General features: G+C 58.5%; 25 protein-coding genes. 14 read left to right on the top strand and 11 right to left on the bottom strand.

What is annotated here, in order from left to right; all coding sequences use genetic code 11:
* Window positions 1-250: 250 nt before the first annotated feature.
* Entirely contained in the window at window positions 251-994 is a 744-nt protein-coding gene (locus AC0L20_RS08725) for an outer membrane protein (protein ID WP_035974413.1), read from the bottom strand.
* An 860-nt stretch (window positions 995-1,854) separates the two neighbouring features.
* On the opposite strand from AC0L20_RS08725, the gene AC0L20_RS08720 reads away from it, so the two are divergent.
* Window positions 1,855-2,058 (top strand): hypothetical protein, encoded by a 204-nt coding sequence (locus AC0L20_RS08720; RefSeq protein WP_473288196.1) that lies wholly within the window; start codon window positions 1,855-1,857, stop codon window positions 2,056-2,058.
* 4 nt (window positions 2,059-2,062) lie between these two features.
* Here the strand turns inward: AC0L20_RS08720 and AC0L20_RS08715 are convergent, their stop codons facing one another.
* Window positions 2,063-2,344: a hypothetical protein gene (locus AC0L20_RS08715; protein ID WP_456767971.1), complete on the bottom strand. Its 282-nt coding sequence runs from the start codon at window positions 2,342-2,344 to the stop codon at window positions 2,063-2,065.
* Between the two features lie 125 nt (window positions 2,345-2,469).
* Window positions 2,470-2,913 carry a tol-pal system-associated acyl-CoA thioesterase gene (ybgC, locus tag AC0L20_RS08710; protein ID WP_007596415.1) on the bottom strand — a complete coding sequence of 148 codons (444 nt, stop codon included), beginning with the start codon at window positions 2,911-2,913 and terminating at the stop codon, window positions 2,470-2,472.
* Window positions 2,914-3,270: 357 nt separating this feature from the next.
* On the opposite strand from ybgC, the gene AC0L20_RS08705 reads away from it, so the two are divergent.
* Window positions 3,271-4,554, top strand: coding sequence for an NAD(P)/FAD-dependent oxidoreductase (locus AC0L20_RS08705; protein ID WP_473288195.1), 1,284 nt, complete (start codon window positions 3,271-3,273; stop codon window positions 4,552-4,554).
* 1,156 nt (window positions 4,555-5,710) lie between these two features.
* Here the strand turns inward: AC0L20_RS08705 and AC0L20_RS08700 are convergent.
* Window positions 5,711-5,872 carry a hypothetical protein gene (locus AC0L20_RS08700; protein WP_157158605.1) on the bottom strand — a complete coding sequence of 54 codons (162 nt, stop codon included), beginning with the start codon at window positions 5,870-5,872 and terminating at the stop codon, window positions 5,711-5,713.
* A 429-nt stretch (window positions 5,873-6,301) separates the two neighbouring features.
* On the opposite strand from AC0L20_RS08700, the gene AC0L20_RS08695 reads away from it, so the two are divergent.
* From AC0L20_RS08695 to AC0L20_RS08685, 3 genes are all read left to right on the top strand, one after another.
* Window positions 6,302-6,511: a hypothetical protein gene (locus AC0L20_RS08695; protein ID WP_473288194.1), complete on the top strand. Its 210-nt coding sequence runs from the start codon at window positions 6,302-6,304 to the stop codon at window positions 6,509-6,511.
* Between the two features lie 987 nt (window positions 6,512-7,498).
* Window positions 7,499-8,185 (top strand): HAD family hydrolase, encoded by a 687-nt coding sequence (locus AC0L20_RS08690; RefSeq protein ID WP_007596419.1) that lies wholly within the window; start codon window positions 7,499-7,501, stop codon window positions 8,183-8,185.
* A gap of 501 nt (window positions 8,186-8,686) precedes the next feature.
* Entirely contained in the window at window positions 8,687-10,243 is a 1,557-nt protein-coding gene (locus AC0L20_RS08685) for an ISL3 family transposase (RefSeq protein WP_247402520.1), read from the top strand.
* Window positions 10,244-10,457: 214 nt separating this feature from the next.
* On the opposite strand, the gene AC0L20_RS08680 is transcribed toward AC0L20_RS08685, so the two are convergent.
* The 3 genes from AC0L20_RS08680 to AC0L20_RS08670 all read right to left on the bottom strand — a co-directional run bounded on the left by AC0L20_RS08680 (window position 10,458) and on the right by AC0L20_RS08670 (window position 11,661).
* Window positions 10,458-10,943 carry a hypothetical protein gene (locus AC0L20_RS08680; protein WP_473288193.1) on the bottom strand — a complete coding sequence of 162 codons (486 nt, stop codon included), beginning with the start codon at window positions 10,941-10,943 and terminating at the stop codon, window positions 10,458-10,460.
* A 16-nt stretch (window positions 10,944-10,959) separates the two neighbouring features.
* Window positions 10,960-11,154: a hypothetical protein gene (locus tag AC0L20_RS08675; protein WP_007596423.1), complete on the bottom strand. Its 195-nt coding sequence runs from the start codon at window positions 11,152-11,154 to the stop codon at window positions 10,960-10,962.
* Between the two features lie 87 nt (window positions 11,155-11,241).
* Complete coding sequence (locus AC0L20_RS08670; RefSeq protein ID WP_425304747.1) at window positions 11,242-11,661, bottom strand: DinB/UmuC family translesion DNA polymerase; 420 nt, start codon at window positions 11,659-11,661, stop codon at window positions 11,242-11,244.
* An 874-nt stretch (window positions 11,662-12,535) separates the two neighbouring features.
* Between AC0L20_RS08670 and AC0L20_RS08665 the strand changes: the two genes are divergently transcribed.
* From AC0L20_RS08665 to AC0L20_RS08655, 3 genes are all read left to right on the top strand, one after another.
* On the top strand, window positions 12,536-14,011 hold the full coding sequence (locus AC0L20_RS08665) for a coproporphyrinogen-III oxidase family protein (RefSeq protein ID WP_473288192.1): 1,476 nt from the start codon (window positions 12,536-12,538) through the stop codon (window positions 14,009-14,011).
* 20 nt (window positions 14,012-14,031) lie between these two features.
* Window positions 14,032-15,222 (top strand): hypothetical protein, encoded by a 1,191-nt coding sequence (locus AC0L20_RS08660; protein WP_473251270.1) that lies wholly within the window; start codon window positions 14,032-14,034, stop codon window positions 15,220-15,222.
* 79 nt (window positions 15,223-15,301) lie between these two features.
* The gene (locus tag AC0L20_RS08655; protein WP_456767966.1) at window positions 15,302-15,793 is read left to right on the top strand and encodes a GNAT family N-acetyltransferase; all 492 of its coding nucleotides are present in this window, start codon (window positions 15,302-15,304) and stop codon (window positions 15,791-15,793) included.
* Window positions 15,794-15,927: 134 nt separating this feature from the next.
* On the opposite strand, the gene AC0L20_RS08650 is transcribed toward AC0L20_RS08655, so the two are convergent.
* Complete coding sequence (locus AC0L20_RS08650) at window positions 15,928-17,616, bottom strand: DAPG hydrolase family protein (RefSeq protein ID WP_473288191.1); 1,689 nt, start codon at window positions 17,614-17,616, stop codon at window positions 15,928-15,930.
* A gap of 212 nt (window positions 17,617-17,828) precedes the next feature.
* Between AC0L20_RS08650 and AC0L20_RS08645 the strand changes: the two genes are divergently transcribed.
* The 3 genes from AC0L20_RS08645 (at window position 17,829) to AC0L20_RS08635 (ending at window position 19,821) form a co-directional block, all read left to right on the top strand.
* Window positions 17,829-18,095: a hypothetical protein gene (locus AC0L20_RS08645; protein WP_473288190.1), complete on the top strand. Its 267-nt coding sequence runs from the start codon at window positions 17,829-17,831 to the stop codon at window positions 18,093-18,095.
* Window positions 18,096-18,283: 188 nt separating this feature from the next.
* Window positions 18,284-19,120 carry an alpha/beta fold hydrolase gene (locus AC0L20_RS08640; protein WP_473288189.1) on the top strand — a complete coding sequence of 279 codons (837 nt, stop codon included), beginning with the start codon at window positions 18,284-18,286 and terminating at the stop codon, window positions 19,118-19,120.
* Window positions 19,117-19,821 carry a helix-turn-helix transcriptional regulator gene (locus AC0L20_RS08635; protein WP_473288188.1) on the top strand — a complete coding sequence of 235 codons (705 nt, stop codon included), beginning with the start codon at window positions 19,117-19,119 and terminating at the stop codon, window positions 19,819-19,821. The genes AC0L20_RS08640 and AC0L20_RS08635 overlap by 4 nt, the downstream gene beginning before the upstream one ends.
* On the opposite strand, the gene AC0L20_RS08630 is transcribed toward AC0L20_RS08635, so the two are convergent.
* Genes AC0L20_RS08630 through AC0L20_RS08620 form a run of 3 tightly spaced genes read right to left on the bottom strand, consistent with a single transcriptional unit; the run spans window position 19,702 to window position 21,937 of the window.
* A complete protein-coding gene (locus tag AC0L20_RS08630) occupies window positions 19,702-21,105 on the bottom strand; it encodes a diaminobutyrate--2-oxoglutarate transaminase (RefSeq protein ID WP_473288187.1) in 1,404 nt (467 codons plus the stop codon). The two genes, AC0L20_RS08635 and AC0L20_RS08630, sit on opposite strands and share 120 nt — an antisense overlap.
* A complete protein-coding gene (locus AC0L20_RS08625; RefSeq protein ID WP_473288186.1) occupies window positions 21,102-21,314 on the bottom strand; it encodes a hypothetical protein in 213 nt (70 codons plus the stop codon). The genes AC0L20_RS08630 and AC0L20_RS08625 overlap by 4 nt, the downstream gene beginning before the upstream one ends.
* Window positions 21,311-21,937: an acyl-homoserine-lactone synthase gene (locus tag AC0L20_RS08620; protein WP_473288185.1), complete on the bottom strand. Its 627-nt coding sequence runs from the start codon at window positions 21,935-21,937 to the stop codon at window positions 21,311-21,313. Before AC0L20_RS08620 ends, AC0L20_RS08625 begins: the two co-directional genes overlap by 4 nt.
* 184 nt (window positions 21,938-22,121) lie before the next feature.
* Between AC0L20_RS08620 and AC0L20_RS08615 the strand changes: the two genes are divergently transcribed.
* From AC0L20_RS08615 to AC0L20_RS08605, 3 genes are all read left to right on the top strand, one after another.
* The gene (locus AC0L20_RS08615) at window positions 22,122-22,391 is read left to right on the top strand and encodes a helix-turn-helix transcriptional regulator (RefSeq protein WP_456767958.1); all 270 of its coding nucleotides are present in this window, start codon (window positions 22,122-22,124) and stop codon (window positions 22,389-22,391) included.
* Between the two features lie 575 nt (window positions 22,392-22,966).
* Window positions 22,967-24,283: a DUF2130 domain-containing protein gene (locus AC0L20_RS08610; protein ID WP_456767956.1), complete on the top strand. Its 1,317-nt coding sequence runs from the start codon at window positions 22,967-22,969 to the stop codon at window positions 24,281-24,283.
* 149 nt (window positions 24,284-24,432) lie between these two features.
* Complete coding sequence (locus tag AC0L20_RS08605; protein ID WP_473288184.1) at window positions 24,433-24,669, top strand: hypothetical protein; 237 nt, start codon at window positions 24,433-24,435, stop codon at window positions 24,667-24,669.
* Window positions 24,670-24,793: the final 124 nt, after the last annotated feature.

The raw sequence follows: 24,793 nt of genomic DNA, 5'->3' as shown, positions 1-24,793 counted from the left end.
ACATACCAAAACGCCATCGCCAACGCCGTCCAAAGAATTGACGACGCAAAGAACAACTTTGGTCGAGGGAAGAATGAAACGAACATGCTCGCTGTCCTTTATCGACTTAGAACTTCAGCTCAGAAGATGAACTCGCCGCGGTTTCGCTAGCTGTTCCTGACTTCCGGTCACCCCCCAGTCGCGTCGCACGCGCGATGCCTGAAAGGCCCCGGTCTAGCCGGGGCCTTCGATTCACCAGTCCGACTTCAGATCAATATTTGAGCAGAATCGGGCCGCCGAACTTATAGTTGAGCCGCGCAGTCACAAGATCGAAATCCTGGCGGATGCGGTCGCCGCCCAGCGAACCAGCAGCCACGACAAAGTTCACGTCGGCATCCCGCATGAACAAGTGGTCGTACTCGACGCTTACCGACCAGTTCGGCGCGAAACCGACTTCGATCCCGGCGCCCACAGTAGCACCCCAAGGGCTGCTATCAGCGCCCGCGAACTGCGCGCCCGTGACTGCGGAGTTGACTCGATACGTGTTGCTCGCCACTGCGACGCCGCCCTTGGCGTAAAACAGTACGGTGTCGAGCGCATAACCGATCTGCCCAGTCATCGTACCGAACGCACCAATCTTGCTCTGGTCGACATCGCCGAACGCAATGCTGACGTTGGATCCGCTCAGATCAGCCCAGTTCCCCTGACCTTCAACGCCCAGCACGATCTGGCCGATCTGCCATCGATAGCCGATCTGCCCGCCGACGGTAATGCCGGTCGCATCATGACAGCCCTCAGGGGTGCGACCATTGTAGTCCCAGCAATTCGAGCTTGAGCCCAAGCCGCCGTTCACACCGACGTAGAGGCCGCTCCAGTCGTAAATTGCAGCCGCGACAGGCGGCGGAGCTTTGGAGTAGAGAGGTTGGACGGGCTGCGCAGCCAGGTCTGCACCGGATGCGGACGCAATTGCGCCAAGCGCCACAATGCTCACAGTCGTAAGCAAGAAGTTCTTCATTTCTACTCTCATGTCTTGAGTGCCCCGAGCCTCATGCGTCTTAACAACGTGCGCGCGAATTGCTGTAGCTGCGTCACAACATTCGTGCCGAAAGAAATGCGTGAACCGGACGCTGCGTTAGGTTCTGCGTTGCAGATCATTCCCAAGTGTCCCCTTACGGAGGCCACCATGGGCGGAGCGCCACATCGGCATGCGTTTCTTGGAATCCCGGGCCCACCTTGATATCCCGCATTCCAAGTTCGGCGGAGACATCGAGCAGTTTGCTGACGGAATTTGTCGGATTCCATTCGCTTCTCGTCAGTCCTGTACCAATCGAGCAGAAATTCAATCTTCAGATATTTGATGCCATTGTCTTGAAGAATGCGTCTCATTTCCGCAAAACCAATCTTGCTTTGCGCGACCATCGTGTCTTCGTAGTGAAGACCGAACCCGTTGAACCCCGCGCGCGCTGCCCCTTCGACCCTGCCTTTGAATTGGAATGGAGTGACCTCAGCAGGCCCCCAGCGGGTAAACGTGCCCCGAAAGCGCGAAATACGAGATCAGGAGCTCTACGTCATTAGCCACGGCACTATCCTCGCGCGTTCAAGCGGTGAAGTAAGGTATGGCAGCCCACAGGCCACCGGTTGCCATTCTGATATCATGGCACTCGCTGACATAAAGTGGGCGCCCCACGAAACCGTTTTGCCTATTGGAGGCCCGGACCAACTTCGAAAATGGCCGCGCGGCCCTTCATTCGATTGGCGGCGCATCCGGCGCAATGTTGTTGTCGGCACGGCACGCGGCATAAAGAGCGCTAGCCGATGCGCGGTCTCGAACGTAAGCGGCATTTCCGCGACGATATCCATCCTCTTTGAGCGACGGTGAATGACGATCGCTCGATCGTGCTGATCCGCATTCCAGAAAACAGCATAAAGATTGTACTTTCTAATGAATCCGACAAACGTGCCTTTGATGTTTTCAGACCCAAGGACGAGGCCGCCGGCCGCCTTCGATTGGGCCGGCTCCTGGACCGTCTTGACCATCTCGTCGAAAATGATCGCGCTCGGTTCCGCCCTCTTCCATGATTTTTTATCCGGAGTGGCAAGAGCACCGAGCGTTGGCGCGCAGCTCGGAAACCATCCGCCTCGCTGCCGTCAGCCAGATGGAGCATGGGGCAATGGAGACGGTGCCGCCATTTGAGAAGAGCCGCGAAATGCGATCGCGCAAGTTCGCCACGGCAGCGCCGCCGGGATAGCCGCGCCAGTCGCCAATCGGCCCGTCATCCTTGACGTGGATTTCGCTGTGGTCGCTGTGACGAAAGCGGCCGACGAAGTCCGATTTGTTTTCGTTCTTCGCCGGCTTCTGATTCATTCGGCTGGACTGTGCAATTGAGCCACCCCGGGTTTGCCGCAGCCCATTTGCTTTAACTTACGCCGCCATGATGACTTGAATTCGTTGGAGCGCTGCAAGGCAAACGCGTGAATGAGGCGGCAGATTTATCTATGCCCTTCCATAGCGAGCCGCAGCGACTTCGGGATGCGCTGCGCCTTTCCAGCTGAGATAAACGCTACCCGTACACGTGCTGTGACCAGGAGATCGTCGCCACGCCTGCATTCCTGCAGCAAGGCAATCGACGCGCCCCTCACCTCTTGCGGGACTGTGACGACGTCAAGAATGTCATCCAAGACCGCCGGTTTTAGAAAATCGATCGTCATCGAGCGCACAACGAAGGCAACACCGGGCGCATCGTTCTTGGCTTCTTTGAGTAATGCTTGCTGATTCGTTCCGAGCAGGCGCAAGTAGTTCGTTCTGCCGCGTTCCATGAAGCGCAAGAAATTTGCGTGATAAACAATTTGGCCGGAGTCGGTATCTTCGAAATAGACCCGGATCTGCATATGATGGCGGCCGTCGCGAATTTCGCCATCAAGAGAGGCTCTCACGGTGTGGTCCCCTTGCTGCCCTTTTGGGACCCATTGTCTCGCACAAAGGCGCGTTCCAGAGCAAGCGCCGAGGGGCTTTGGCTTTGTTCGCGCAGTCGGAGCTCCGGCGCACCGCCGCGTGGGTGCTGCGCGTGCCCTCAACAGATCAACAACTTAGTAGCTCGGCCTGATCTTCGGGGTGATGACGAACTGCCCTTTTGGCCCGCGATTTGCCTGCCGGTGTGGCGCTGGCACGTCAGTGTTGGATACTAGGGAGGTCCGCTTGGATACTAGAGAGGTCCGCCAGAACTTAGCGGTATTCACGATGGCTGCTGGAGCTCGGGTCGATCAAGAAGCTACTTGTAAGAGGATTGGCGGATGCGAAACAATCGACGATCACACGGACTGTGGGTGCTGACTGCGCCACCAGCGCCACAAACTGCTCCACTTACTGATGAAATTGCAGCGGATATCGTCGTGATTGGCGGTGGATATACCGGGCTGTCGGCGGCCCTTCATCTAGCTGAAGGTGGAGCGCGTGTTGCGCTTTTGGAGGCGTCTGAAATAGGATTCGGCGGGTCCGGGCGGAACGTCGGACTCGTGAATGCGGGCATGTGGCTCATGCCCGAGTCGCTTCCGGCCGCGCTCCGCGCGCCTTTTGGAGAACGGTTACTTGAACAGCTCGGCCGCGGACCGCAGACGGTATTCGAGCTCATCGAAAAGCACCACATCGAATGTGAAGTCGAACGTGCCGGCACCTTGCATTGTGCGGTCGGACGTAAGGGCTTGGAGGAGGTTGAGGCCCGTGCCGAACAGTGGCAGAAGCGTGGAGCGCCCGTCCTGGTGCTAAATGCGGAGGCAACACGCAGCAAAGTAGGCGGTGGCGACTACACCGGCGCGCTGCTCGATAAGCGCGCCGGCACCATACAGCCATTGGCTTATGTGCGAGGGTTAGCGCGGGCCGCGCTTGCGATGGGAGCCAGGATATTTACGCATAGTGAGGCCGTCATGGCGCAACAGAATGGTTTCCGCTGGAGAGTCGGCACCGAAAGCGGATCTGTAGAGGCCGACTGGGTGGTCGTCGCGACGGATGCTTATAGCAAGGGACTTTGGTCTGAGGTACGGCAGGAACAGATTCAACTGCCCTATTTCAACTTTGGCACGCCATATCTGCCCGATGATCTGAGAAAGTCGATCCTGCCTGAGCGGCAGGGTGTGTGGGACACTCGAGAAGTCCTCTCTTCGTTTCGTCTCGATCGCTCCGGGCGACTCGTGTTTGGCAGTGTTGGTGCGCTTGAGGGGATTGGGCGATCTATTCACCGCGCTTGGGCCCAAAGATCGTTGCACAAGCTTTTTCCAGGACTTCGGGGCGTCCAGTTTGAAACCGGCTGGTTTGGCATGATTGGAATGACCTCCGACAACTTGCCCCGGCTTCACAAGCTGGACCGCAAAGTCATCGGTTTCAGTGGCTATAACGGCCGCGGAATCGCACCAGGCACTGTGTTTGGCAGTGTTTTGGCTTCGTATGTATTGGGGCAGATCGCGGAGAACGACCTGCCGTTGCCGGTCACCGCCGTTGAAGCCCAGCGCTTTCGTGCAGCGCAGGAGGCGTTTTATACGGCGGGCTCCCAGCTTGTTCACCTGATGGATTCCTGGTTCTGATCACCCCAGCAACCCGGTTGGCTTCACAAGCTGCCCTCGCTCGAAGCATGCCGGTCCTCGTGATGTTGTTATGATGTGTTCAAGGGCGCCGTCATGGAACTTAGCATACCTCGGGTAGACAATCGGATGGTGAAAACGACGAGCTTGCGACGGGTGACGTTCATGACTCGAGCTGTCGGTTCTCCGCCGAATGCCAGTCCGCACCGTGGAGGCGGATCATCTCCCCGACGGATCGCTCGATGAAGACGCGCTCAACGCAAAAGCCGGCAGTGACCGAAGCCGCACTTTAAAAGGGTATCTCGATATCGCGAGACACCAGCGCGAAGGCCCACCCCAAACTGGAAGCGCTCATGAGTTGCCGTCACGGCGGTCGAAAGGGAAGCGCCAGCCTGTGAGGCGAGTTCTGCGTCATTTCGTTTCGCTGAACCCGTCTGGAAACTCCCTTATGATGGACAGGGCAACTTCGCCTCGCTGCTTTATCCCGGCATCGTAGCGCTAGATGCCAGCGCGGCTTTCTGTTGGGGTGTCATAATTAATCCATGCGCCGAGCGCGTGCGGTGCGCGGCGAAATCTCTTCCGAATAATGAGGTTGTCCACAGGAAGCTGTGAATAGCCGGCATAAGGTTCCGCTATTTGCGGTTGCACGCCGGGAAACGTGTTCCACTGCTCGTAACGAATCGGGGAGAACCGCCAGCTTGCGACTGGCGGCCCCGATTGCCCGCGCAACGCTGCGGACTGCGGGCCAAACGCCGATGTTAGCAGCAACAGCATTACATTCGGTAAGCCCCGAGAGGTCAAGTCCGGCTTTACTCTAGTGACAGAAGTCGAATGGCTACCTATAAGAACGCCAACTACCTACCGCAATCTAACAGCGACTGTTTCGATCAGGATCAGGGGCCGGGAGTCGCGGCTCCCTTTGCCGCTCTCTACCGATGCACGGGCTGTCATCGCGAAATCGGAATTGCAGCAGGCCACACATTGCCTCCGCAAAGCAATCATGCGCATACGTCAGCACAAGCACCATTCGATGGCGTCTGATCGTATGGGCAGATCACAATCCGAAGTGAGCAACCGACAACAGCGGAAGTCCGGTTCAGCCGGGCTTCTACACTCTTGTTTGGAGATGCCCATTCAGGCGAGAGTACTTGAGAATGAGCTAGAAGTATTTCGCGGCCGGGTCTTCAGCATCTTCCACTTCCGGCATCATTACTTTCGATGCATCGGACAGCGAGCCGCCAATGGAATTCAGCATCATTCTGAGAAGATTCAGAGCTTTCGCAAACGTCTTCGCCTCCGATTTGCCGCGCAACCAGCCCACTTGCCATTGCCACTAGCGTCCGGTGGCTCCGGGTTGAACCATCGAAGGTCATCAGACAGCGTTCGCCGCGCCTCGCGCTCGTGCGGTTTGCCTAAGCATTTCGGCGGTTCGCCTAACGCACCCAAGCCGTTTGGCTCTTCGCGGCCCGAAAATCGTTTTGGATTCTTGCGAGTGCGGCCGGTCGCCCGGGCTTTGCTGAGAGGAACGCATGCGCGTGCCATTGAAATTCATTCCTTTATATAAATTGGGTATGGGGACTCCATTTGCAGCTGTGCGCGTGAACGACCCGGTCTGTGTTTGGGTTGGCCGTTCTGTGCCTTTCGAGATGCCCTACCCATGTGGAACCACGCGAGCGCGACAAAGATTGCAATCAGGTGCATGCTCCGAACAAACATCTTCTCGGAAGCAACGGCAATACGGGCAACGGCGATGAATGAAGTTACGATGCTCAACGCGGAGTTAGATCGCTGCAAGGCTGAGTTGAGGGACCTTAACGCGAAGATGAGCTCAATTTCCTGCACGCAGCCGGTGGACATGACCGCAGTCGAGGACGTGGCGAGGCGAATTCGCCAAATTGCCGAGCGGGTCGAAGTCTTGACGCGCACCATCCTCCACGGTCCACAAGCCGGAACACAATAAGGCTGCCAGGAGCGCTGCCGGGCGGCCAGTTACAAAGTTAACCCGGCAGGGAGATGCCCAGGTTAGATCATATTTCTAAGCCTTGCGTGTTCTTGCAGCAGCTCAACTTCTTCTGTCTGAGCCCCTGTTGCTTTCGTCAACTGTCGGCCACCTAATCTTGCGAAGCGATTCGCGATCACCGTAGGTCGCAGGAACGTGCGCTTTTAGATGACGTAACGTGCGCGACACGCGATGCAGCTTCTGCGCTGCTACGGTCGAAAATGTCTTAAGCGGGCAGATATTCTGGCGGGAATTGTGCGAGGGCTTTAGCCTCTTCGCCCTGCCCGTGCGTTGGATGTAACCGTTGACATAAGTGCGATGGCAAGGGCCGCGTCCCCAAGCCGGATGATGAGCGGACCTGAGGCGCATTCAGCGAAGCTCGAGTCTGCCAAGGACCGCGAGTGCTCGCCACGAAAGATCGCTTCGCGGTCCTCAAATCGCGTGTTGCTCAGGCAGTCGCCTGCCGAAGCCCGACTTCCCCATGCCAACCGGAGCGTCTTCAGCGCAAAGGCCCCGTCTCCATGGAGCGCCGCCCGCGAACACTTGCGAATGGCGCCTCCTTCATACTCAACATTTCGCGTTGTCGTGTTCAGCCGTATCCGGCTGAAGACGTTAATGTCGGAGACCAGACACTAACGCGCGAGTATTCCGTCGCCTGAGCCGAAGAACATGGTTTTGCCCTCTTCAAGCGGGGCTCGCAAATGGCTTTGGTGGCACGTGGATTGCTGGGACACCGAAAAGAGCCCGTACGATCATGACGGCCTCGCAGTCGCCGGCCCAGGAGTCCAAATGAAACTTGCTCGATTGATCGCGGGCGTCAATCATCTCCATTCTCGCCAGCATTTCAACTCATCTAGTGTGTCGATGCCCATGCCGTAGTAGTTCGGTGCTACTATACGTGGCGAACGACGGTGGCACCCGCACGGAATCTATGCTTAAGGTCAGATCATGAAACCGGTTCTCGTCTTCGATTGGAATGGAACGTTGCTCGATGATGCATACGCACTGCTCGAAACCACCAATGCAATTCTAGATCGCTTTGGTCGTACAACGATCGACATGAAGACGCTTCGGGAACATTGCGACGTTCCGCTGTCTCTTCTTTATCGCAGCCTCGGACTATCGCGAGACGAGCTTGCGACGGTGGATCGCGATGGGAGTGCAATGTTTCACGACGCCTATGAGGCTCTTGCGGGCAGAGCCGATCTACGCGAGGGCGCGCGCAGAGTCTTGGAGTTGGCGCGCCGAGAAGGGGCTTCGTCCATCATCGTGAGCAACCATATAGTCGACCCTCTGCGCTACCAATTGAGAAGACTTGGAATCAATGACTGCATCGACGATGTGCTCGCGTTCGAAAGCCGCGACACGCAATACAAATCGACAAGCAAAGGAGAGCGACTTCGTCTATACATGCAGAAGAACAACTTGAAACCAGCGTCAACTTTCATCATCGGCGATATGCCGATCGAAACGGATATTGCACGGAATCTCGGACTGATAAGTATAGCCATTACCGGGGGATTTGTTTCCGAGGCGCGCCTGCAAGCGGCGCATCCAGACTACACGATTAACAACCTTCATGAGCTGTTGCCAATCTTACGAAGCTACGGTTTTTTTGGAATGCACAAATCATGATCGGCGAAGATCACCGCACAGCGTCTGTAAAACCTTGATCATGTCGTCCATGTTGAACGAGTTTATCTCGGCGATTCGAACTCCGCCTTCGACATCGCACGCGTCGCATGGCTCAACTCAGTCGCGAGTCCAGCATCTGCAATACCGAACCCGTAATCGGGTACCTGCCGCACTCGCGGCATTCCAGGCGCCTGTAGTCGTCACCGGTGGACTGCTCGAGGCTTGACGATGCCAGATCGAACAATAACCCATCTCTCACCCACACATTGCCGCTCTTACGACCTCAGCGATCCCAGATAGTCGAGCGTGTTGGCAAGCGTCACATTGTAGAATCGGAGAGCAACTTCACCCCGGGCGTCGAACGCTGACCCCAGCTATTCCATCGCAAGTCAGTACTGGTCTGGACGAAATCAGCAGTAGGCCGGGGTCATGGTTGGGGTCTGACTCATTTCCGATGAAGTTTGCCGGGCGACTGTGGTTCTCAAACGGAGAATCAGCGCCATGCGGACGGGCTTTCAAATCTCATCGCTAGTACCGAGTGGTTTGGTGTTTGATGGTGTAAGTGACTCAATGGATTCGGTTATTCTGGCTGTTCGGTCAGAGGCTGCGGAGGCCCAATGCCCTTTGTGCGCGACAGCGTCGCGCCGAATCCATAGCCGATACATCCGGCACGTGGCTGATTTGCCGTCAGCGGGCAGAAGGGTGCGCCTCCGATTGCTCACGCGGCGCTTCACATGTGAGGTGCCGCATTGCCGCCGGCGGATCTTCGCGGAGCGGTTTGGAGAGGACATCGTCCCGCTTCGACGGCGCCGGACGGCACGGTTGGAATACATCGTCCATCACTTGGGGTTGGCGCTCGGCGGCCGGCCGGCGGCAAGCTTCGCCAAGCGGCTCATGCTGCCCGTCAGCAACGATACCTTGCTGCGGGTGGTCCGCCGGCGGACGGCGATGCCGACAGATCCATTGCTTGTTGTGGGCATCGATGACTGGGCGTTCCGGAGAAATCATCGATACGGGACGATCGTGTGCGATTTGGAGCGCCGGCGGATCGTTACCCTGCTGCCCGACAGGGAAACTGCGACCGTTCGGGCGTGGCTATCGAAGCACCCAGCGATCAACATTGTGTCGCGAGATCGCGGTGGTGGATACGGCGAGGCAGCAGCCAAGGCGCTGCCGAACGCCATCCAAGTCGCCGACCGCTGGCATCTGATGGAAAATGCGAGCGCGGCCTTCCTTGATGCGGTGCGCCGCTCCATGAACAGAATCCGAACCGCAATTGGAGCGACGACGATCAACCCGGAATTGCTGACCTGTGCGGAAAAGCTGCGCTATCAGGGCTATTTGCGGCGGCAGGACAGCCATGCCGTAATTACGGCTCTCGTCAGCGACGGTGTGTCGCTCAAGGAGATCGTCCGCCGCACAGGACATAGTCGCAATCTGGTTCGCCAAATTAGCCGCGGCGGCGGTACGGATATGTTCCGCACCCGTCAAAGCACCCTGGACGGGCATCTGCCGTTCCTGGACGCGCAGTGGTCAGTCGGCTGTCGCAACGGTGCCGAGCTCTGGCGTCGCTTGAAGGGACAAGGCTTCAAGGGATCGCTGCGCGTCGTGGCGGAATGGGCGACGCGACGGCGACGTGCCGAGACTATCAGCCATCAACAATTGCAGAAGGTCCCCGCCGCCAGGACGATAGCGCAGCTGATGACGACGAAGCGCGACCACCTAACCAAAGCCGAGACCGTCACGCTTGCGGTCATCGAACAAAACGTTCCTATGCTGGCCGACGCCCAAGCTCTCGTTGGCCGCTTCCACGCGATGATCCGAAAGAAGGCCGAGATGGAGCTCGAACCTTGGATTGATGACTCCAAGCGGAGCCTCATTGCCTCGTTCGCGAATGGCATTGCCAACGATAAGGGCGCGGTGCACGCCGCTATTACGCAACCCTGGTCCAATGGCCAAGTGGAAGCTCAGATCACCAAGCTCAAGCTGGTCAAACGGCAGATGTACGGGCGCGCTAAGCTCGATCTCCTTCAGGCTAGGCTGATTGGCGCGCCATAAAAACAATCACGATCATCGAATATGCGTCAGAGCCATGGTTGGACGCTGACGGGGCCAGTTGGGCATCCGGAACTCCGCAACCGTAACAGCACCAGCGCTCGTGCCGCACGGTACGCCAAAGGCACCGGTTCGGTTTGACGCGCGGGTCGCGCTGCCGGATGGAGATGCGCTTCGCCGCTGCTGGCGGACATAGTCCAATTCGCTCCCACACCCCCTACCCAGGGGACCTGTTCGTGTGCGCCACAGGCGAGTCAACGACCTGACTTTCTGAGCCGCTGGGAGAACTCGGCGGCTGCTCCTCAAGATGCATGCGCTCGCGCGCGTTCGCGGGCTTCGCGGCGACGCTGGAAGCGCTCGCGTCAGCGGTTCGCTCGTTCCGAGGGCTGGGCACCGATGGCATCGGCCCGGCCGTTTCGACTGGGACCTTCTCCGTCGGCTCGTCTTGGCCTCGGCGCGCCTCCATGGTCTCGAGCACAACTCGCCCTCTCACCGTGATTCTCCAACCGCCGTTTTGGCGCTCAACGAGGCCGTCCGAAAAAATGTCCAGCCCGGGAACGCGCGCGGCCAGCCGTTTGGTGCGCTCGGCCCATTCCGGGCCGCTGGTCGCGAGGATTGCCATGTCCCGCTTGAGGTCCGCCATCACGGCAAATCCTTGGGGGTAACTCACCAGGATCTTCAAGACTGTGACCTGGAAGTTCACTCCGCACCTCGCCCGATCAACGCCACATGATCGACGCTCGGGCCAGGGCTTTACGCCCTATATGCCGCAGCAGCTTCGGCGTTGTTTCGTCGGTCTTTGCGGCTTCGACGATCTCGGAGGCCAAACCAGCGCCGCTCCCCTTGCGCGGAAGCGTCTGGCAGACCTCGTCAAGTACCGCTTGCGATAGAGCGGTCGTGGGGTGTTCAAACATGGACGCCTATCCTACCGTAAGTCTTTCGACCTTGGGATTCCCGCAGTTGAGGTAAACTCTGCCGCGTTGCGCACGAGGGCTCGCGCTCTACTGATGTACCGCGGTCTTGATTCTGATCGATGCGGACTCAAATTGGTAGGCCGAGCTGCAGCTCGGCCTACGGTTCGCCCTGGCGTGAAGACAAGAAGGCGGATCGGCTTTGGAGCGGGTATCTCGTTTGAAGGAAGACGAGCGACAAGTTTCGAGCTCGCAGCGGCTCGAAATCGGGACGCGTCCGGTCCTGCTCCGCGTGATGATCTCGAGATCGTTGAACCTGCCCCTCAGTTTAACCGTCCGGCCCCGCGAACCTTTGTCCTCGCAGTGCATCCAGACCTTCTCGATGAGCGGCTGTGCCTTCCTGACAACGGGGGGGACGCCGGGGTGTCGACACCCAGTCAAGGCGATGCCGGTGATCTTGACGACGCGGCGCCGCGTGCAACCGCCCGCAACTGACTGGAAAGCGCACACAGCAAATATCAGTCTCCTCACACCGGCGTCGGACTTGAACGCTTCCCCGATGGTAGCAAGCGAACTTTCTACGTGGCCACCCCGCGCCGCAACAATGTGACGAATTCATTTGCATATCCGTCACGTGCAGCGACGCTGCCTGCATCAGCCGAGCGACTCGGTCGTAAGCTCGTCGTGCAGCAGATGTTCGCGATTGAACATGAGAGGCCTCCATCATCATTCAACATTCCGCGTTTGTCGTGTTCAGCCGTGTCCGGCTGAAGACGTTAATGTCGGGGACCAGACACTGAGGCGCGAGTATCCCGCCGTTGGCGCCGAAGAACATGGTTTTGCCCTCTTCAAGCGAGGCTCGCAAGCGGCTTTGGTGGCACGTGGATTGCTGGGACACCCCAAAGATTCTGTACGACCATGACGGCCTTGCTGTCGCTGACCCAGCAGTTCAAATGAAGCTTGCTCGATTGATCGAAAATGCCATGGACATTGCGCTGTTGCCTACGTCCGGCTTAAAGTTTTGCCGCGTTGCCCCGCGGGTGGCTATCTCCGAGGTCGAGCACCATTTTCTCGAGGAGTATTCGCACCCTCTGCGCCTGAAGTCTTCCTCGGTGCCGTTTAGCAACGCCCGAGGGGGCATTCGCGTGGGCCACGGCATCTGTCTTCCTCGCCGAACCATAATCGACCCTCGCGTGTAGCCGAGCGGATGGCGGCCCGTGTTCTGATCTACGGTGGTTGCCTCGAGGGGGAGCCGACAACCCCGCGCCTTTTATCGAAACGCATGGCTACGGTATCGAGCCCGAGCTGAAGAGCGGAATGTGAAGCGAGGGACGGAGGTGCCATCGCCCCTTGCTTCACACGAAAGCTAGAGGAGTTCAACAAAATGCGCGCCCCGACCTATTCCGAAGCCTTGGAATTCGCGATCGACCGATCCTACGACATTAACCTCGACATGTTGAGGTCACGGAATTTGCACCTTGACACGCACAACGATTATCTCGTCGGCACATATCCGCCTCTCAAGGCAATGGGCGATCTAGATGCCGAAAACTTGTTGCTTCAGGTTACGCCGTCAATTGATCTCTACTTTCACGTCCCCTTCTGTGATCAGCATTGCACCTTTTGCCACTTCGCCAAAGAAATCCATCCATCTCCCGAGCGAGTGGAGCGCTATCTGGCGGACTTAGATAAAGAGATGAGTTGGTCGGACGCGGCACTGGCTGACAGAGCTGTTGAGACTGCTTTCTTCGGAGGCGGTACCCCCTCGTTCCTGACCAACAGTCAACTCAAAACGCTATTTGGTATGATTGGCCGGCGCTTTGATCTGTCTAAGTCGGAGGTGAGCTTCGAATTACATCCCTCTCTTGCAAAGCAAGTGGATGCTGCAGATCGCATATCGACACTGCTCAGATCCGGCGTAAACCGCTTTGTATTGGGCGTTCAGAGTCTAGATCCGAGCATTTTACGCATACTAAACCGCGGACACCGCGTGGACGAGGTAGTACAACTCGTAAGATTGCTGAATGAGATGGGCGTTGAGAATCTCTCGCTCGACCTCATGTATGGATTGCCGCAGCAAACGCTCCGTAGCTGGTACGACTCACTCATCGGCTTACTAGATTTGGGGATAGAGAAGTTCAATGTATTCCCCTTGATGTTCAAATCTACAGACCCCGTGGCCCGCCATTTGGCTCAGGGACGATATCAATTCGCCGGGGCTAAGGAGCGCATTATCATGCATTTTATGGCCGAGCACATCCTCACGACACTGGGCTATCGTCACGGGCCGATTTTCTACTGGAGTAAGCAGTCGCAGCCACACTCGGTTCAACAGCGCCGCAAATACGATTCCTGGAACGACAATAATCTGGTTCCGTTTGGGGTTGCCGGATTTGGCTACATGAGCCAGTGCCAGTTCTATAACGAGGCAGATTTAGATCGTTACCTATATAGGGTCGAGGCTGGCGAGAAGCCAGTGTGGAAGGGTGTTGTCCTGTCGCAAGATGATCTCATGCGCAGAACAGTAATGTTTGCCCTGCGAAGCAGTGGAGTGTCGCTCTCCCGCTTCGAGCGGGAGTTTGGGGTGTCGATTGAGAAATGCTTTGGCCGCGAGCTGGAAAAGTTGAATGAGGCAGGCCTCATCTGCATTTCAAATGACGGCCTGCTTTCGTTAACTGCCGCCGGCACCATCAATTCGGGCGCGGTATCGCTGCTATTCTTCTCGAACAATATACTTGAGCAGGTCGCGTATAACGACAGTAGGATAGCAGACAAACGAACTGATCTGCTCGAAAAGCATGATTACTCACCGGCCGCTCGATACGGATCAAGTACCGAAATGCAAGTTGCATTTCGATGAAGCCGCGGGCGGGCTCGTTTATGGTCACTCCTTTTTCCGTTTCCACTCCGCAAAGCTCGCCTTGCGAAGGGCACGACATATTTTTGCATCTGGCCGATAGTATTGATCGGCGGCAGCGAGAACGTCCGCTTGGGCTGGTCAGCAATTTTGTCACCGATGAACTGCCGCACTGCATTGCGGAAATCAAATGCAGTGAACGACCAGATGAAGCGGTTAAGGCGCTTGGACGCAGCGTCCACGCGATGATCGCCGCGAGTGACTATGATGCGTTGCTGCGAAGTCTTCCGCAGTCCGACTTCGAGATCGCTAAGACAGATATCCAATATCTCGTAAATTGTGCTTATCAGATGTCTGCGTTTGCCGGCCTTCACCCCCTGGACGCCGAGCTGACGGTGGGAGAGGCACTGAGCCGCCTTGCGCGATCAAGTTGTGACCGGCAACCCGGCATCGAGGTCCTCTCCTATGAAGATATGATCCTTACTAATCCGTTGCAGAACGATCCACGCGTATACTGCCTCGGCGCGGCCGGGGTCGAGGAACGAGATTTTTGCTTAGGCCATCAGATCATCGAGAGCGAATTGCAATCAGCAATGGACGCTCTCCTTGACTTGCGTGATGCGGCCGAGGTGGATGCGGGGCAATGTCTTGCGCTTTGCTTGGCGCGCCTTGAGTCAGCAAACTATATTCTGACGCGCTTTTATGAACATATGTCACCGGACCTATTTGGCCAATTTCGTGTGTTTTACGGAAAAAATCCTTACAAGAATACGCTTGGTCCAAGCGGCCGCTTCTCGGCCCGGATCGTGGCAGTGTCGGTGCTACTACTAGGTGAAGAACTCTTCCACCAGAAACCGCAATTCTATAGTGATCTATATCGGCTTTCCGAATATTATCCGCAGAGGTGCATTCACGAGGTATTCCGCTGGCTCTCGTCAGACAACGGGAGTGCACCGATCAAGCCGAGTTGGCTAGAAGGGAAAGCGGAGTTTCCCAGGCTTGCGACGATTTCGCCAGTAGTGGAGCATCACGGCGACGAAATCGGAAGGCTGCGCGCGTCCTGCATTTGTGCGCTGGATCGGTTTACCCTGATGCACCGAAGTACGGCGTTAAAATATACCGTCGAGCCGGGTCGTCCAATCGTCGGCGTTGAGGTATCGGAGAATGTTGAGGCTGTCCTTTCTCAGCGACTGTTGACAGAGGCGGGTCGGTAAGCTGACGGTGGCCCTGCTTGGCTAAACAGAAACGATGCCATAGGCGCGGTGTTCGACGCCCGTCGAGAGGTGATAATCGATGTCTCAAGACGAACTGATCGTTCGTCGGTTCGAGTCCGGGGATAGCGATGGTGTATGGCATCTGCACAGAAGCGCATCGCAGCATGTTGGTGTGTGTGGCCCGGAAGGGACCTGGGAGGATGATTTACGCAGTATCGGCGCAGTATACATCGGGTCGGGCGGAGACTTCGTAGTTGCCTATATTGGTCCCCAACTCGCTGCCATGGGTGGGCTGAAACGTGTCGATGACGATGTCGCAGAAGTTAAACGTATGCGAGTCGATCCCGACTTTCAGCGACGAGGGCTTGGAAGGAGGGTTCTTCGTGAATTGGAGTCGCGAGCTGTTGCTCTCGGTGTCAAGTGGATAATGCTCGACACAACAACGATCCAAGCAGGGGCTCAGAGACTTTACGAGACCGCTGGCTATGTTCGCCGCAAGGAAGGGACGTTGCACGGATATGCAGTGATCTTTTACGAGAAGCGGCTCATTGGCCAGGACGACCCCACATGAGCAAATGATGCGGATATTCGAATGAAGCTCTACGGACCGCTCAGATAAAATCGTCACATCCCGCGAAGACCCCCTTTCAACAGTCCCGCGAGATCTGGGGCCGGAATGAATCGTGTCACTGTAGCTGACGAGGACTAAAGATTTCGCAACCGACAGCCCTCGAACGCACGCCCAAACTCACACCTGCCTGAATCAGCGTTGAGCTCAAAAGAGAGCTGGAGCGGTGCGCCCGCGACGCAACCCGCCGACAAAGTCCCGTTAATTATCGGTGGAAACTGCCGTCCTGTACGAGCATAAATCGCCGCATTCACGCCCGCCTCCGCGAACCGCGAGGTGTCGAGGATATCGGCAGGGTCGCGGAAATTGATCTTCAGCTTGAACAGCGTGGGGCCGCCTCCGAAATATTCATGCGCAATATGGGTACCGCCGACATAGCGACCGGTGCCACGTTCGCCGATCCAGTCGCTGAAGACGTGATCGCGCGGATGCCACCACAGATAATGTTCAGTGGTATGCACGTAACCGAACCACCATTCCACCATGGCCGCCTTGCAGCCGGTCATATGCGTGCGCCCTGCGACGTGAGCACGGCCGTCGGGATGACGAACCCAGCCGCTCTCGAACGGCGAGATCGGCGCTTTGAGGAGGTCGTTGGCGTCAGCAAGTCGCATGGGCAAGTCCTTTGGATGGAGCCGCGTCTTCGGCGGCGCCGATATAGATGTGACGCAGCGGGGATCGGCAGAGATCTGCTTCGGCGTCCCCGACAACGCAAAACGTCCATTCTCGAGCACATAGGCATGATCGGCGAGCGCCAGCGCGCGGTCGACGTCCTGTTCGATCACGATCATGGTCATGCGCGCCTTCTTCAGCAGCGCAAGCGCCTCGTAGAGCTTGTCCATCACGATGGGCGCCAGACCAAGGCTGATCTCGTCGAAAATGACCAGCCTCGGCCGCGCCATCAGTGCGCGCCCGATCGCCAGCATCTGCTGCTGCCCTCCCGACATCGCTGTGCCGCCCTGGGTTCTGCGCTCGGCGAGGATGGGAAAGAGATCGTAGACCGCGTTGAGCCGGGCGCGAGCGGAGATCGCGTCGACGTTGCGCGCCGCTATCAGCAAGTTTTCCTCCACCGACAGCGTCGGAAAGATGCGTCGCCCTTCCATGCAATGCGCGACGCCGAGTTCGGCGATCTGATGCGGCGCACCTCCCGATACGTCCTGTCCGCCGATCAGGAGGGCGCCGGCGGTGGGCGCGATCGCACCCGTGATGGTCCGTGCCAGCGTGGTCTTGCCGGCGCCGTTGGCACCAAGGACCGCGATGGCCTGTCCGGTGTCGACGGTCAGATCGATGCCTTGCAGCACGCGGGCCTGCCCGTAACCGGCACGGACGCCTGCCAGTTGCAGCAGGGCCACCCCGGCGTCGGATGCGGCGACCGGAGCCGTTAAGGGCGCAAGGACCCTCGCCTCCGCCTCGGGTGCGCCGACATGCACGGCGCTGTCGGTGGCTTGCGACGGATCGGTCGCGACAGTCTGGCGATCCCCTCCGGTACCAAGGTAGACCGCCGCGACCTGGTCGTTGCCGAGGATCTCCGCCGTAGGGCCTTCGATCAGCGTCTTACCGAAATTGAGCACCATCGAGCGGGTGCAGCATTCGCGCACGACGCGGAGCACATGTTCGACGATCAGGATCGCCGTATTGGAGTCAAGCAGCGAGTGGATCAGAGCGATCAGCTCGGTGATTTCGCTGTCGACGAGGCCGGCCCCGACCCTCCCCAACTGGGTCGCCACGGCGGCCCATTTTTTTGCGGTCGTCTTCTCGCTTGACATTTTTAGATATCTAGATATCTATTATTCATGATGACGACGAACAATCTTGGGGACTGATGACGTTCGAAATCGATTGACCCTTATTTCGCGGGCCGCGCGGCTATCGCCGCAAAACCGCGGCCCATTGGCGGCGACAGCCGGAACTTCGGATATCTGAGCCAAACGAGCTCGAGACCGAGTCCGAGATACATGCCAATTGAGGACGATTTTGAATGCTGAAGATCACTGTTGAACTTTATCCCGGTGGCGCGGAGGAACTGGCTCGCCCCTTAGCGGCAATGACGGTGACCAATCTCTCCAATCTCGCGGATGTGTCGGACTACGAGATCGTAGCGGCGGAAAATGCGAATCCGTTGACGGGCGAACCGGCCAAGATGTGTTGGCACCACGTATATGGTCATCCGCGCCGACAATCGGTCTGGAAGCTGGTGGGCGCGGCCATCGCCGGGCTAGAAGAAGCCGGATGCACGGAAATGTAGCCGCGACCTGACGACAAGCATGATTCGACGAGAGCAGCACGGTTTATACTTTCTAGGGTATGGACCGTGAGGCACCGCAGTGACTGAATGACGGGAGAAGCTTGAGCAACAACGCCATAAGTTGTGCCGATTTTTCCGACTATTTTCATTCGTAGATCCAATTTGCCGGCGACACATCCGGAACATCCATGTTGTTGCGTTCGAGGACGGTTCGCGGAATTCGACTGACTTACCTGGAGCGGCGCGGCGGCCGCATCGGTATCGTTTTGGTCCACGGCAACTCGTCCTCCAAGGAGATCTTTGCTCGTCAGATATCGGCCTTGACGCGGACCGGATACGGCGTCGTCATCCCCGATCTCCCGGGTCACGGCACGTCGGACCGTTCGGCCACGCCGCGGCGGACGTATAGCTTCCCGGCCTACGCCGAGATGTTGCATCGTCTGATGTCGGACCTGGGCTATCGTACCTACCATGTGGTTGGCTGGTCCTTGGGCGGTCACATCGGCATCGAGATGCTGGCTCGCTATCGCGCGGTCAAGTCGCTCCTCTTGACGGGTACACCTCCTGTCGTGCTCACGCCCGACGGTATCGCCGCCGGCTTTCGATGGACGCCATCGACGGCACTAGCCGGGCGACGAATCTTTTCAAAAGCTGATGCCACTCGCTACGTTCGCGCGATGATGGGAGCGCGCCGCGCGGCCTCTGATCAGGTCGAGACTGCGCTCCGTACCGACGGAAATGCACGGTACTGGATGGTGCATAACGGCATGGCCGGCGTCGGAGTGGACGAAGTCAAGACCCTTTCGGAGGACCAGCGTCCGCTGGCCATCGTTCAAGGCGCGGCGGACCCATTCTTAAGGACGGAGTACCTCGCCGCCCTGCCCTACAAGCACATATGGCAAGGAAGACCGACGTTGCTTGATGCCGGGCATGCGCCGCACTGGGAGCGTCCGACGATCTTCAACGACCATCTTCTTGGATTTCTGGCGTACGCGGATCAACACTACCTGGGGGGGGCAGAATGATCTCGGGAATAGAGAGTTTCATCGACACGACGTTGCATGCTCGAACTGATGCCGAACTGAAGGGTCTCTTCCTGGCCTCGATGAAGTCGGAAGGATACGAGAACGCCGTCTTCGCGCGCGCCAGAGAGAAGAGGCTGGTTTCCATTCCCTGGAGCGAATTTCCCGAGGGGTATCTGGACACATACAAATCGAGCGAGTGGGATCGCATCGATCCAGTCGTGCAGCACGTCCAGACGGCGCACGGGCCATTTCACTGGAATCAAATCAATCCAGCGGGATTCTCACGCCGGCAGATCGAATTTTTCGAGGAATGCCGCGAGCTTGGGGTCCACTCAGGGCTGACCGTTCCCATTCGCGGTCCCTGCCGTCAGACGGACCTGATATCGCTGAGCTTCCGTGGCCGGGGCAAGCCCGCGTCGGACCGCCTGTCCTGGGTCTATATGCATTGCGTGCAGTACTGGTTGAGGTACTGCGACATGATGGATGACCACCGCCCGGACGAGGTCTCCCTCACAGGCCAGGAGGTGGAATGCCTCAAGTGGTGCAAGGAAGGGAAGACGAATTGGGAGATAGGCGAGATTCTAGCGATCTCCCAGAAAACCGTCGAATTCCATGTGGGGAACGCGATGCGGAAACTCGGTGCCGGCAACAGGATCACCGCCGTGATCATGGCTATCCGAAACGGGCTCATCCCTCTGTAGCGGCGGCGACACGGTTACTTCGATGACCGAGACGACGATTGTCCTCAAGACGGCAAGTGCCTTCTGAAACAGGTCAAGCTCTATGTTCAGGGGCGCCATCACCTTCAGGACTTCGTCGTTCGGGCCGCAACACTCGACCAGAATGCCGGCTGCGACAGCCCTATCCGCGACTTCTGCTGCGTGCTCAGCCGCAGCGAACTGCACACCCTGCATCATTCCGAGCCCCTTGTGACGGAGGTGCTCCGGGTACTCCGCCGCCAGGCCGACGCACCATAGGCGCAGGCTGTCGGAGCGGGTTCTTACGCCGTCGACGAAATCGTCATCCCAGAGATCCAGGGCGGCGGCGCCAGTCGCAAAAGCTATCGAGTTTCCGCGGAAGGTCCCGTTGTGCTCACCGGGCGCCCACACGTCGAGCTCCGGTTTCAGCAGCAGGAGCGACATCGGATAGCCGTAGCCGCTGATGGACTTCGCCAGACACACCATGTCCGGCACGATCCCGGCGCGCTCGAACGCGAAGAATGATCCTGTGCGACCGCAGCCGGTCTGGATTTCGTCGACGATCAGAAGTGCTCCTATCCGCTTCGCTGTCTCGGACAGCGCCGCAAGCCAACGAGGCGATGCAACGTTCAAGCCGCCCTCTCCCTGCACGACCTCGACTACGATTGCCGCGACCGGGTCGATGCCACCGGAAGCATCGACGACCATGGCCTCGAAACGGGAAAGGTCGCGCGAGCCGGCGCCGCAATAGCCTTCGAAGGGCAGACGGACTACCGGATCGAGCGTTCGACCGCCCGAGCTTCGTGCCACACGCGAGCCCGTAGCTGCCAGCGCGCCCGATGAAACACCATGAAACGCGTTGGTGAAGGCGGCTATGCCGTGCCTGCCGGTAACCTTCCGGGCGAGCTTGATGGCGGCTTCGACGCAGTTCGCGCCGGTCGGTCCTGTGAATTGCATCCGGTAGGAGAGTCCCCTCGGGGCCAGGATTTTGTCTCGGAAGCTCGACATGAAACGGAGTTTCGCCTCGGTGTGGAAGTCGAGTGCCGCGCTCAGACCGTCCGCCGTGATGTAATCGATGGCCGCTTTCTTAAGGTGCGGATGATTGTGTCCGTAGTTGAGCGCGCCGCAGGCGGACATCAGATCGATATAGGACCTACCGGCGGCGTCGAGTATCGTCGCGCCGCTTGCCGAGCTGAGCAGCGCAGGTAACCGACGGCAATAATACCGAACCGAGGATTCATTCTCGGCGAAGAAGGCGACATGGTCGTTGCGGAGTTCCGGCCTCATGCGTGCGTCCTCCGCGGAATGGGCGCCTTCTCCGCATTGGAGATCATCATCAGCTTTTCACGCACCAACAAAATATCGGCCGCTATTGCCTCGTAGCCAGCATCGGTAGCCGCCCGGCTGAGGTACGTGAGTGCGTCGGCGATGTTTTCTGCCGCGTCTTCGTCCGGGGCCAGAACGACCGTCGAACGTTCGGAGTGGTTTCCGCTCATGCGGCGTCCTTTCTTGGGAGAGTTTCCGCTCCAAGCGATAGAACCCTCGGAGCGATGCCGAATTTCTGGCAGTGCTCCGTCGGGCGAATGAACGCTGTCGGAACAAAGAACGCGCGCTCCAATTCGCCCTCGATTTCGTGCGCAGGCCCCAGCCACCGGATCCCCGATTTGATGAAATGAGCAAGGAGATGCTCCCGAGTCACCCCGATCATTCCGGTCGCCCCGCGAAGAGAGAGAAACTCCTGGATCGCACAGAGAAGCTCCGGGAAAATGGTTCTGCGTATCGCCGGCGAGACGGCCTTGTCGACGCATACGCGCGTCACCTCGAAGACATCCAGTGATTCCGGGAGATTTCCGTCCGTGACGAGATACGGCCAGTAGCTCTTGAGCATGTAGGGCCGTGTCGTCCGGAGCAGCCGGGCCAGCCCTCGCACCACTCGAGCTTCGTCGCGCCAAACCAAGTAGACCGCCGCTGGGGTGTCGAACTCGTCGAACTCCAGCCCTCCATAGGAGGAATGATCGAGTTTCCTCCTGCAGACGAACACTTCGTGTCTGAGACGAGCCTGAGAAGCCAAGGCATCCTGGAAGAGATGCGCCGTCGCAATCGAGAAAGCTTCGATCATGCAATGCCGCTCCGTTGCAGGCATTCGATCAAAACAACCGATGACGCGATACTGGGAGATTCCCTAAGGCCTCGGTCTCATTTTCGCAAAATTGATGACCTGAGCAGTCGTCGCCGCTCCTTGGAAGGCCAAGAAGCCTCGCGCTTGCGCCATACCTGCAAGCGTATAATATACGTTCCGACGTATGGCCGTTTCGACGCTGCGATGGTCATCGTGGCGGATGGCCCGAGAATCGCGCAATTCGCCCCGTAATGTGCTTGCAAGGAATGTGCGCCGACTCCGGTTGGAGCGCGGACTTTCGCAGGAAGCGCTTGCGGCGGAGGCGACGACGCGGCAGGCCCTGATCAGCAACCTGGAAGCCGGCGTCGCCAATCCTACACTGGAATTGCTCATCCGTCTCGCCCAGGCGCTTCACGTCGACATCCGGGATTTATTTGAGCCCTCGCGGGGATGATCCGCGGCAGGTTTGCCGGGCAGCTTGAGAATTTCCTGACATTCGGCCGCCCGCCGAACGACTTCCCGCTAGATATGGTGCTTCGCCTTCTTGAGATAGGCGACCACGGCGTCCTCGACGATCTCGTATGCATTCCGCTTCTCGTCGATGGCGGCCTTCTTGAGCGCGTCGAGTATGTGCGGCATCAGATACATCGACGTGGCTTTCCGCTTGTCTGGTCTTCCGGCGACTGGCTCATCTTTCTTCCCGCGTGGCATGATCGGCTCCTTTGGATACCTAGATATCCAATATCAGGGAGCTGCGGACCCCGATAGCCTTTCCGGCCGTTTTCCACGGCGGTGGATAGGATATCCAGATATTTAGATATTGAACTATTGTTTCTCCTGTGCTAAGGCCCCGATGTGCTTACAGTCGACCCATAGCCCCTCCTCCGAGGCACGGACTGCTCCAGTCCGGGCAGCCTGATCCGTGGATGTCTCCGCGAAGCGCTGCTTGTCGACCCTTGCACCTCAGCACCGAGCTCATGAATGAAATTTCCTCCCCGCCGCCCGAATGCGGCTGAAATGGAGAACTCAATGAACTTCAAGGCCAGCCCGCCCTCGGTGGGCGGAGCGGAACCGATTCTCCACTGTCCGAACTGCAATCATCAGATCAAGCTGACCGAATCCCTCGCCGGCCCTCTGATCGAACAGAGCCGCCGACATTTCCATGAGCAGCTCGCTGCGAAGGATGCGGAAGTCACGCGGAGGACGGACGAACTCCGCCATGAGCGCGACCAGCTCGCCCAGCAGCGGGAACTGATGGAGACCGAGATCTCCCGCAAGATCGGCGAAGAGCGTGGTCGCATCGTACTGGCGGAAGGCAAGAAGGCGCGCGAATTGGCCGCAGCGGAGATCGCGGCCAAGGAGGCCGAGACCGTCGAGCTACGTAAGACGATCGAGGCCAACAACGCCAAGCTGGCGGAGGCCCAACGGACGCAGGCGGAGCTGCTGCGCAAACATCGCGAACTGGACGAGGAGAAGCGCGAACTCGACCTTACCGTCGAGAGGCGGCTTCAGGCGTCCTTGCCGGAGATCAGGCTCAAGGCGCACCAGGAGGCCGACGCGTCCGCCCGCCTCCGGGTCTTGGAGCGGGATCAGACGATCGAGTCCATGGCTCGCACCATCGAGGAGTTGAAGCGCAAGGCCGAACAAGGATCACAACAGGGACAAGGCGAGGCGTTCGAGCTGGAGCTCGAGGACGTGCTCCGTGCCCGCTTTCCCACGGATGTCGTCGATCCGGTGGGCAAGGGAGAAGTCGGTGTCGACGTGACCCAGCGGGTGAACGCTAACGTCGGCCGGAACGCCGGCACCATCCTTTGGGAGACGAAGCGCACGAAGGCATGGAGCGATGCATGGCTCGCAAAGCTCCGAGACGACCAGCGGCGCTGCGGAGCCGATATCGCAATCATCGTCTCCCACGCGCTGCCCAAGAATGTCGATCACTTCGATCTCATCGATGGCGTCTGGATCTCCCACCCCCGCTGTGCCGTCGTGTTGGCCGTCGCGCTCAGGCAGACCTTGGTGGAGGTCGAGGGATCGAGGACGGCCCAGCAGGGGCAGCAGACCAAGACGGAGTTGGCCTACCGCTATCTTACCGGCACCAAGTTCCGGCAGCGTATCGAAGCAGTGATCGAGAAGTTCAACGACATGCGCGACGATCTCGACAAGGAGCGGAGGTTCATGACACGGCAGTGGGCGAAGCGCGACATGCAGATCCTCGCCGTCATCGAGTCCACGGTGGGCATGGTCGGCGACCTGCAGGCGATCGCGGGCAAGGCCATGCCGGAAATCTCGAGCCTGGACACGCTCCTGATACAGTCCCCTGAGCGTATCGACGTCGACGCCCCGTAAGACCACCGCCCAGCGATCTTCCGGCACGCATGGCTGGAGCAGCACCGACATAGAGCCGCCCGGTCCAATTGTGCAGATCGCAAAAAACGCTCTGGTCCATAGATATCTAGATATTTGAATATTGACATATCAAGACACCCGTGATACGTATGATCGCAGGATGGGATCAAGGAAAGGAGCTGGCGATGGCCGGCAATCGCGAACACGACTTCAGCAGCCGCGGCTTCGATCCGGCTCGGCCGGTGTCGATGAGGAGCCAGCAGTTCAGGGGCGCTCCCCTGCACGGCCTCAAGACCTTCGGCTGGTCTCACGGCAGCACGGCGACCCCGTCGGGCCGCTCCTTCGTCATCACCCGCGCGTTCCAGGGGCCGCGGCGCACGGTCTAGACCGCCCACCTAACCAGCCGCCCGTCCGACGATTTCGGACGGGCGGACCTCATGATCGCCACGGAGTACGCGTGATCGCTTGGTTGTTTTCCGACACCCATTTGGAGATGTCGGTCTGGGATCT

It is taken from the genome of Bradyrhizobium sp. Kon58, assembly GCF_055807455.1.
This window is presented reverse-complemented; position numbering and strand designations above follow the sequence as displayed.

Excerpts from the sequence above, each read along its gene's own strand:
- AC0L20_RS08725 (WP_035974413.1), bottom strand. The coding sequence starts at position 994 with ATGAAGAACTTCTTGCTTACGACTGTGAGCATTGTGGCGCTTGGCGCA.
- AC0L20_RS08715 (WP_456767971.1), bottom strand. The coding sequence starts at position 2,344 with ATGAATCAGAAGCCGGCGAAGAACGAAAACAAATCGGACTTCGTCGGC.
- AC0L20_RS08705 (WP_473288195.1), top strand. The coding sequence starts at position 3,271 with ATGCGAAACAATCGACGATCACACGGACTGTGGGTGCTGACTGCGCCA.
- AC0L20_RS08695 (WP_473288194.1), top strand. The coding sequence starts at position 6,302 with ATGAATGAAGTTACGATGCTCAACGCGGAGTTAGATCGCTGCAAGGCT.
- AC0L20_RS08690 (WP_007596419.1), top strand. The coding sequence starts at position 7,499 with ATGAAACCGGTTCTCGTCTTCGATTGGAATGGAACGTTGCTCGATGAT.
- AC0L20_RS08685 (WP_247402520.1), top strand. The coding sequence starts at position 8,687 with ATGCGGACGGGCTTTCAAATCTCATCGCTAGTACCGAGTGGTTTGGTG.
- AC0L20_RS08675 (WP_007596423.1), bottom strand. The coding sequence starts at position 11,154 with ATGTTTGAACACCCCACGACCGCTCTATCGCAAGCGGTACTTGACGAG.
- AC0L20_RS08665 (WP_473288192.1), top strand. The coding sequence starts at position 12,536 with ATGCGCGCCCCGACCTATTCCGAAGCCTTGGAATTCGCGATCGACCGA.
- AC0L20_RS08660 (WP_473251270.1), top strand. The coding sequence starts at position 14,032 with ATGGTCACTCCTTTTTCCGTTTCCACTCCGCAAAGCTCGCCTTGCGAA.
- AC0L20_RS08655 (WP_456767966.1), top strand. The coding sequence starts at position 15,302 with ATGTCTCAAGACGAACTGATCGTTCGTCGGTTCGAGTCCGGGGATAGC.
- AC0L20_RS08650 (WP_473288191.1), bottom strand. The coding sequence starts at position 17,616 with ATGTCAAGCGAGAAGACGACCGCAAAAAAATGGGCCGCCGTGGCGACC.
- AC0L20_RS08645 (WP_473288190.1), top strand. The coding sequence starts at position 17,829 with ATGCTGAAGATCACTGTTGAACTTTATCCCGGTGGCGCGGAGGAACTG.
- AC0L20_RS08640 (WP_473288189.1), top strand. The coding sequence starts at position 18,284 with ATGTTGTTGCGTTCGAGGACGGTTCGCGGAATTCGACTGACTTACCTG.
- AC0L20_RS08635 (WP_473288188.1), top strand. The coding sequence starts at position 19,117 with ATGATCTCGGGAATAGAGAGTTTCATCGACACGACGTTGCATGCTCGA.
- AC0L20_RS08630 (WP_473288187.1), bottom strand. The coding sequence starts at position 21,105 with ATGAGGCCGGAACTCCGCAACGACCATGTCGCCTTCTTCGCCGAGAAT.
- AC0L20_RS08625 (WP_473288186.1), bottom strand. The coding sequence starts at position 21,314 with ATGAGCGGAAACCACTCCGAACGTTCGACGGTCGTTCTGGCCCCGGAC.
- AC0L20_RS08620 (WP_473288185.1), bottom strand. The coding sequence starts at position 21,937 with ATGATCGAAGCTTTCTCGATTGCGACGGCGCATCTCTTCCAGGATGCC.
- AC0L20_RS08615 (WP_456767958.1), top strand. The coding sequence starts at position 22,122 with ATGGCCGTTTCGACGCTGCGATGGTCATCGTGGCGGATGGCCCGAGAA.
- AC0L20_RS08610 (WP_456767956.1), top strand. The coding sequence starts at position 22,967 with ATGAACTTCAAGGCCAGCCCGCCCTCGGTGGGCGGAGCGGAACCGATT.
- AC0L20_RS08605 (WP_473288184.1), top strand. The coding sequence starts at position 24,433 with ATGATCGCAGGATGGGATCAAGGAAAGGAGCTGGCGATGGCCGGCAAT.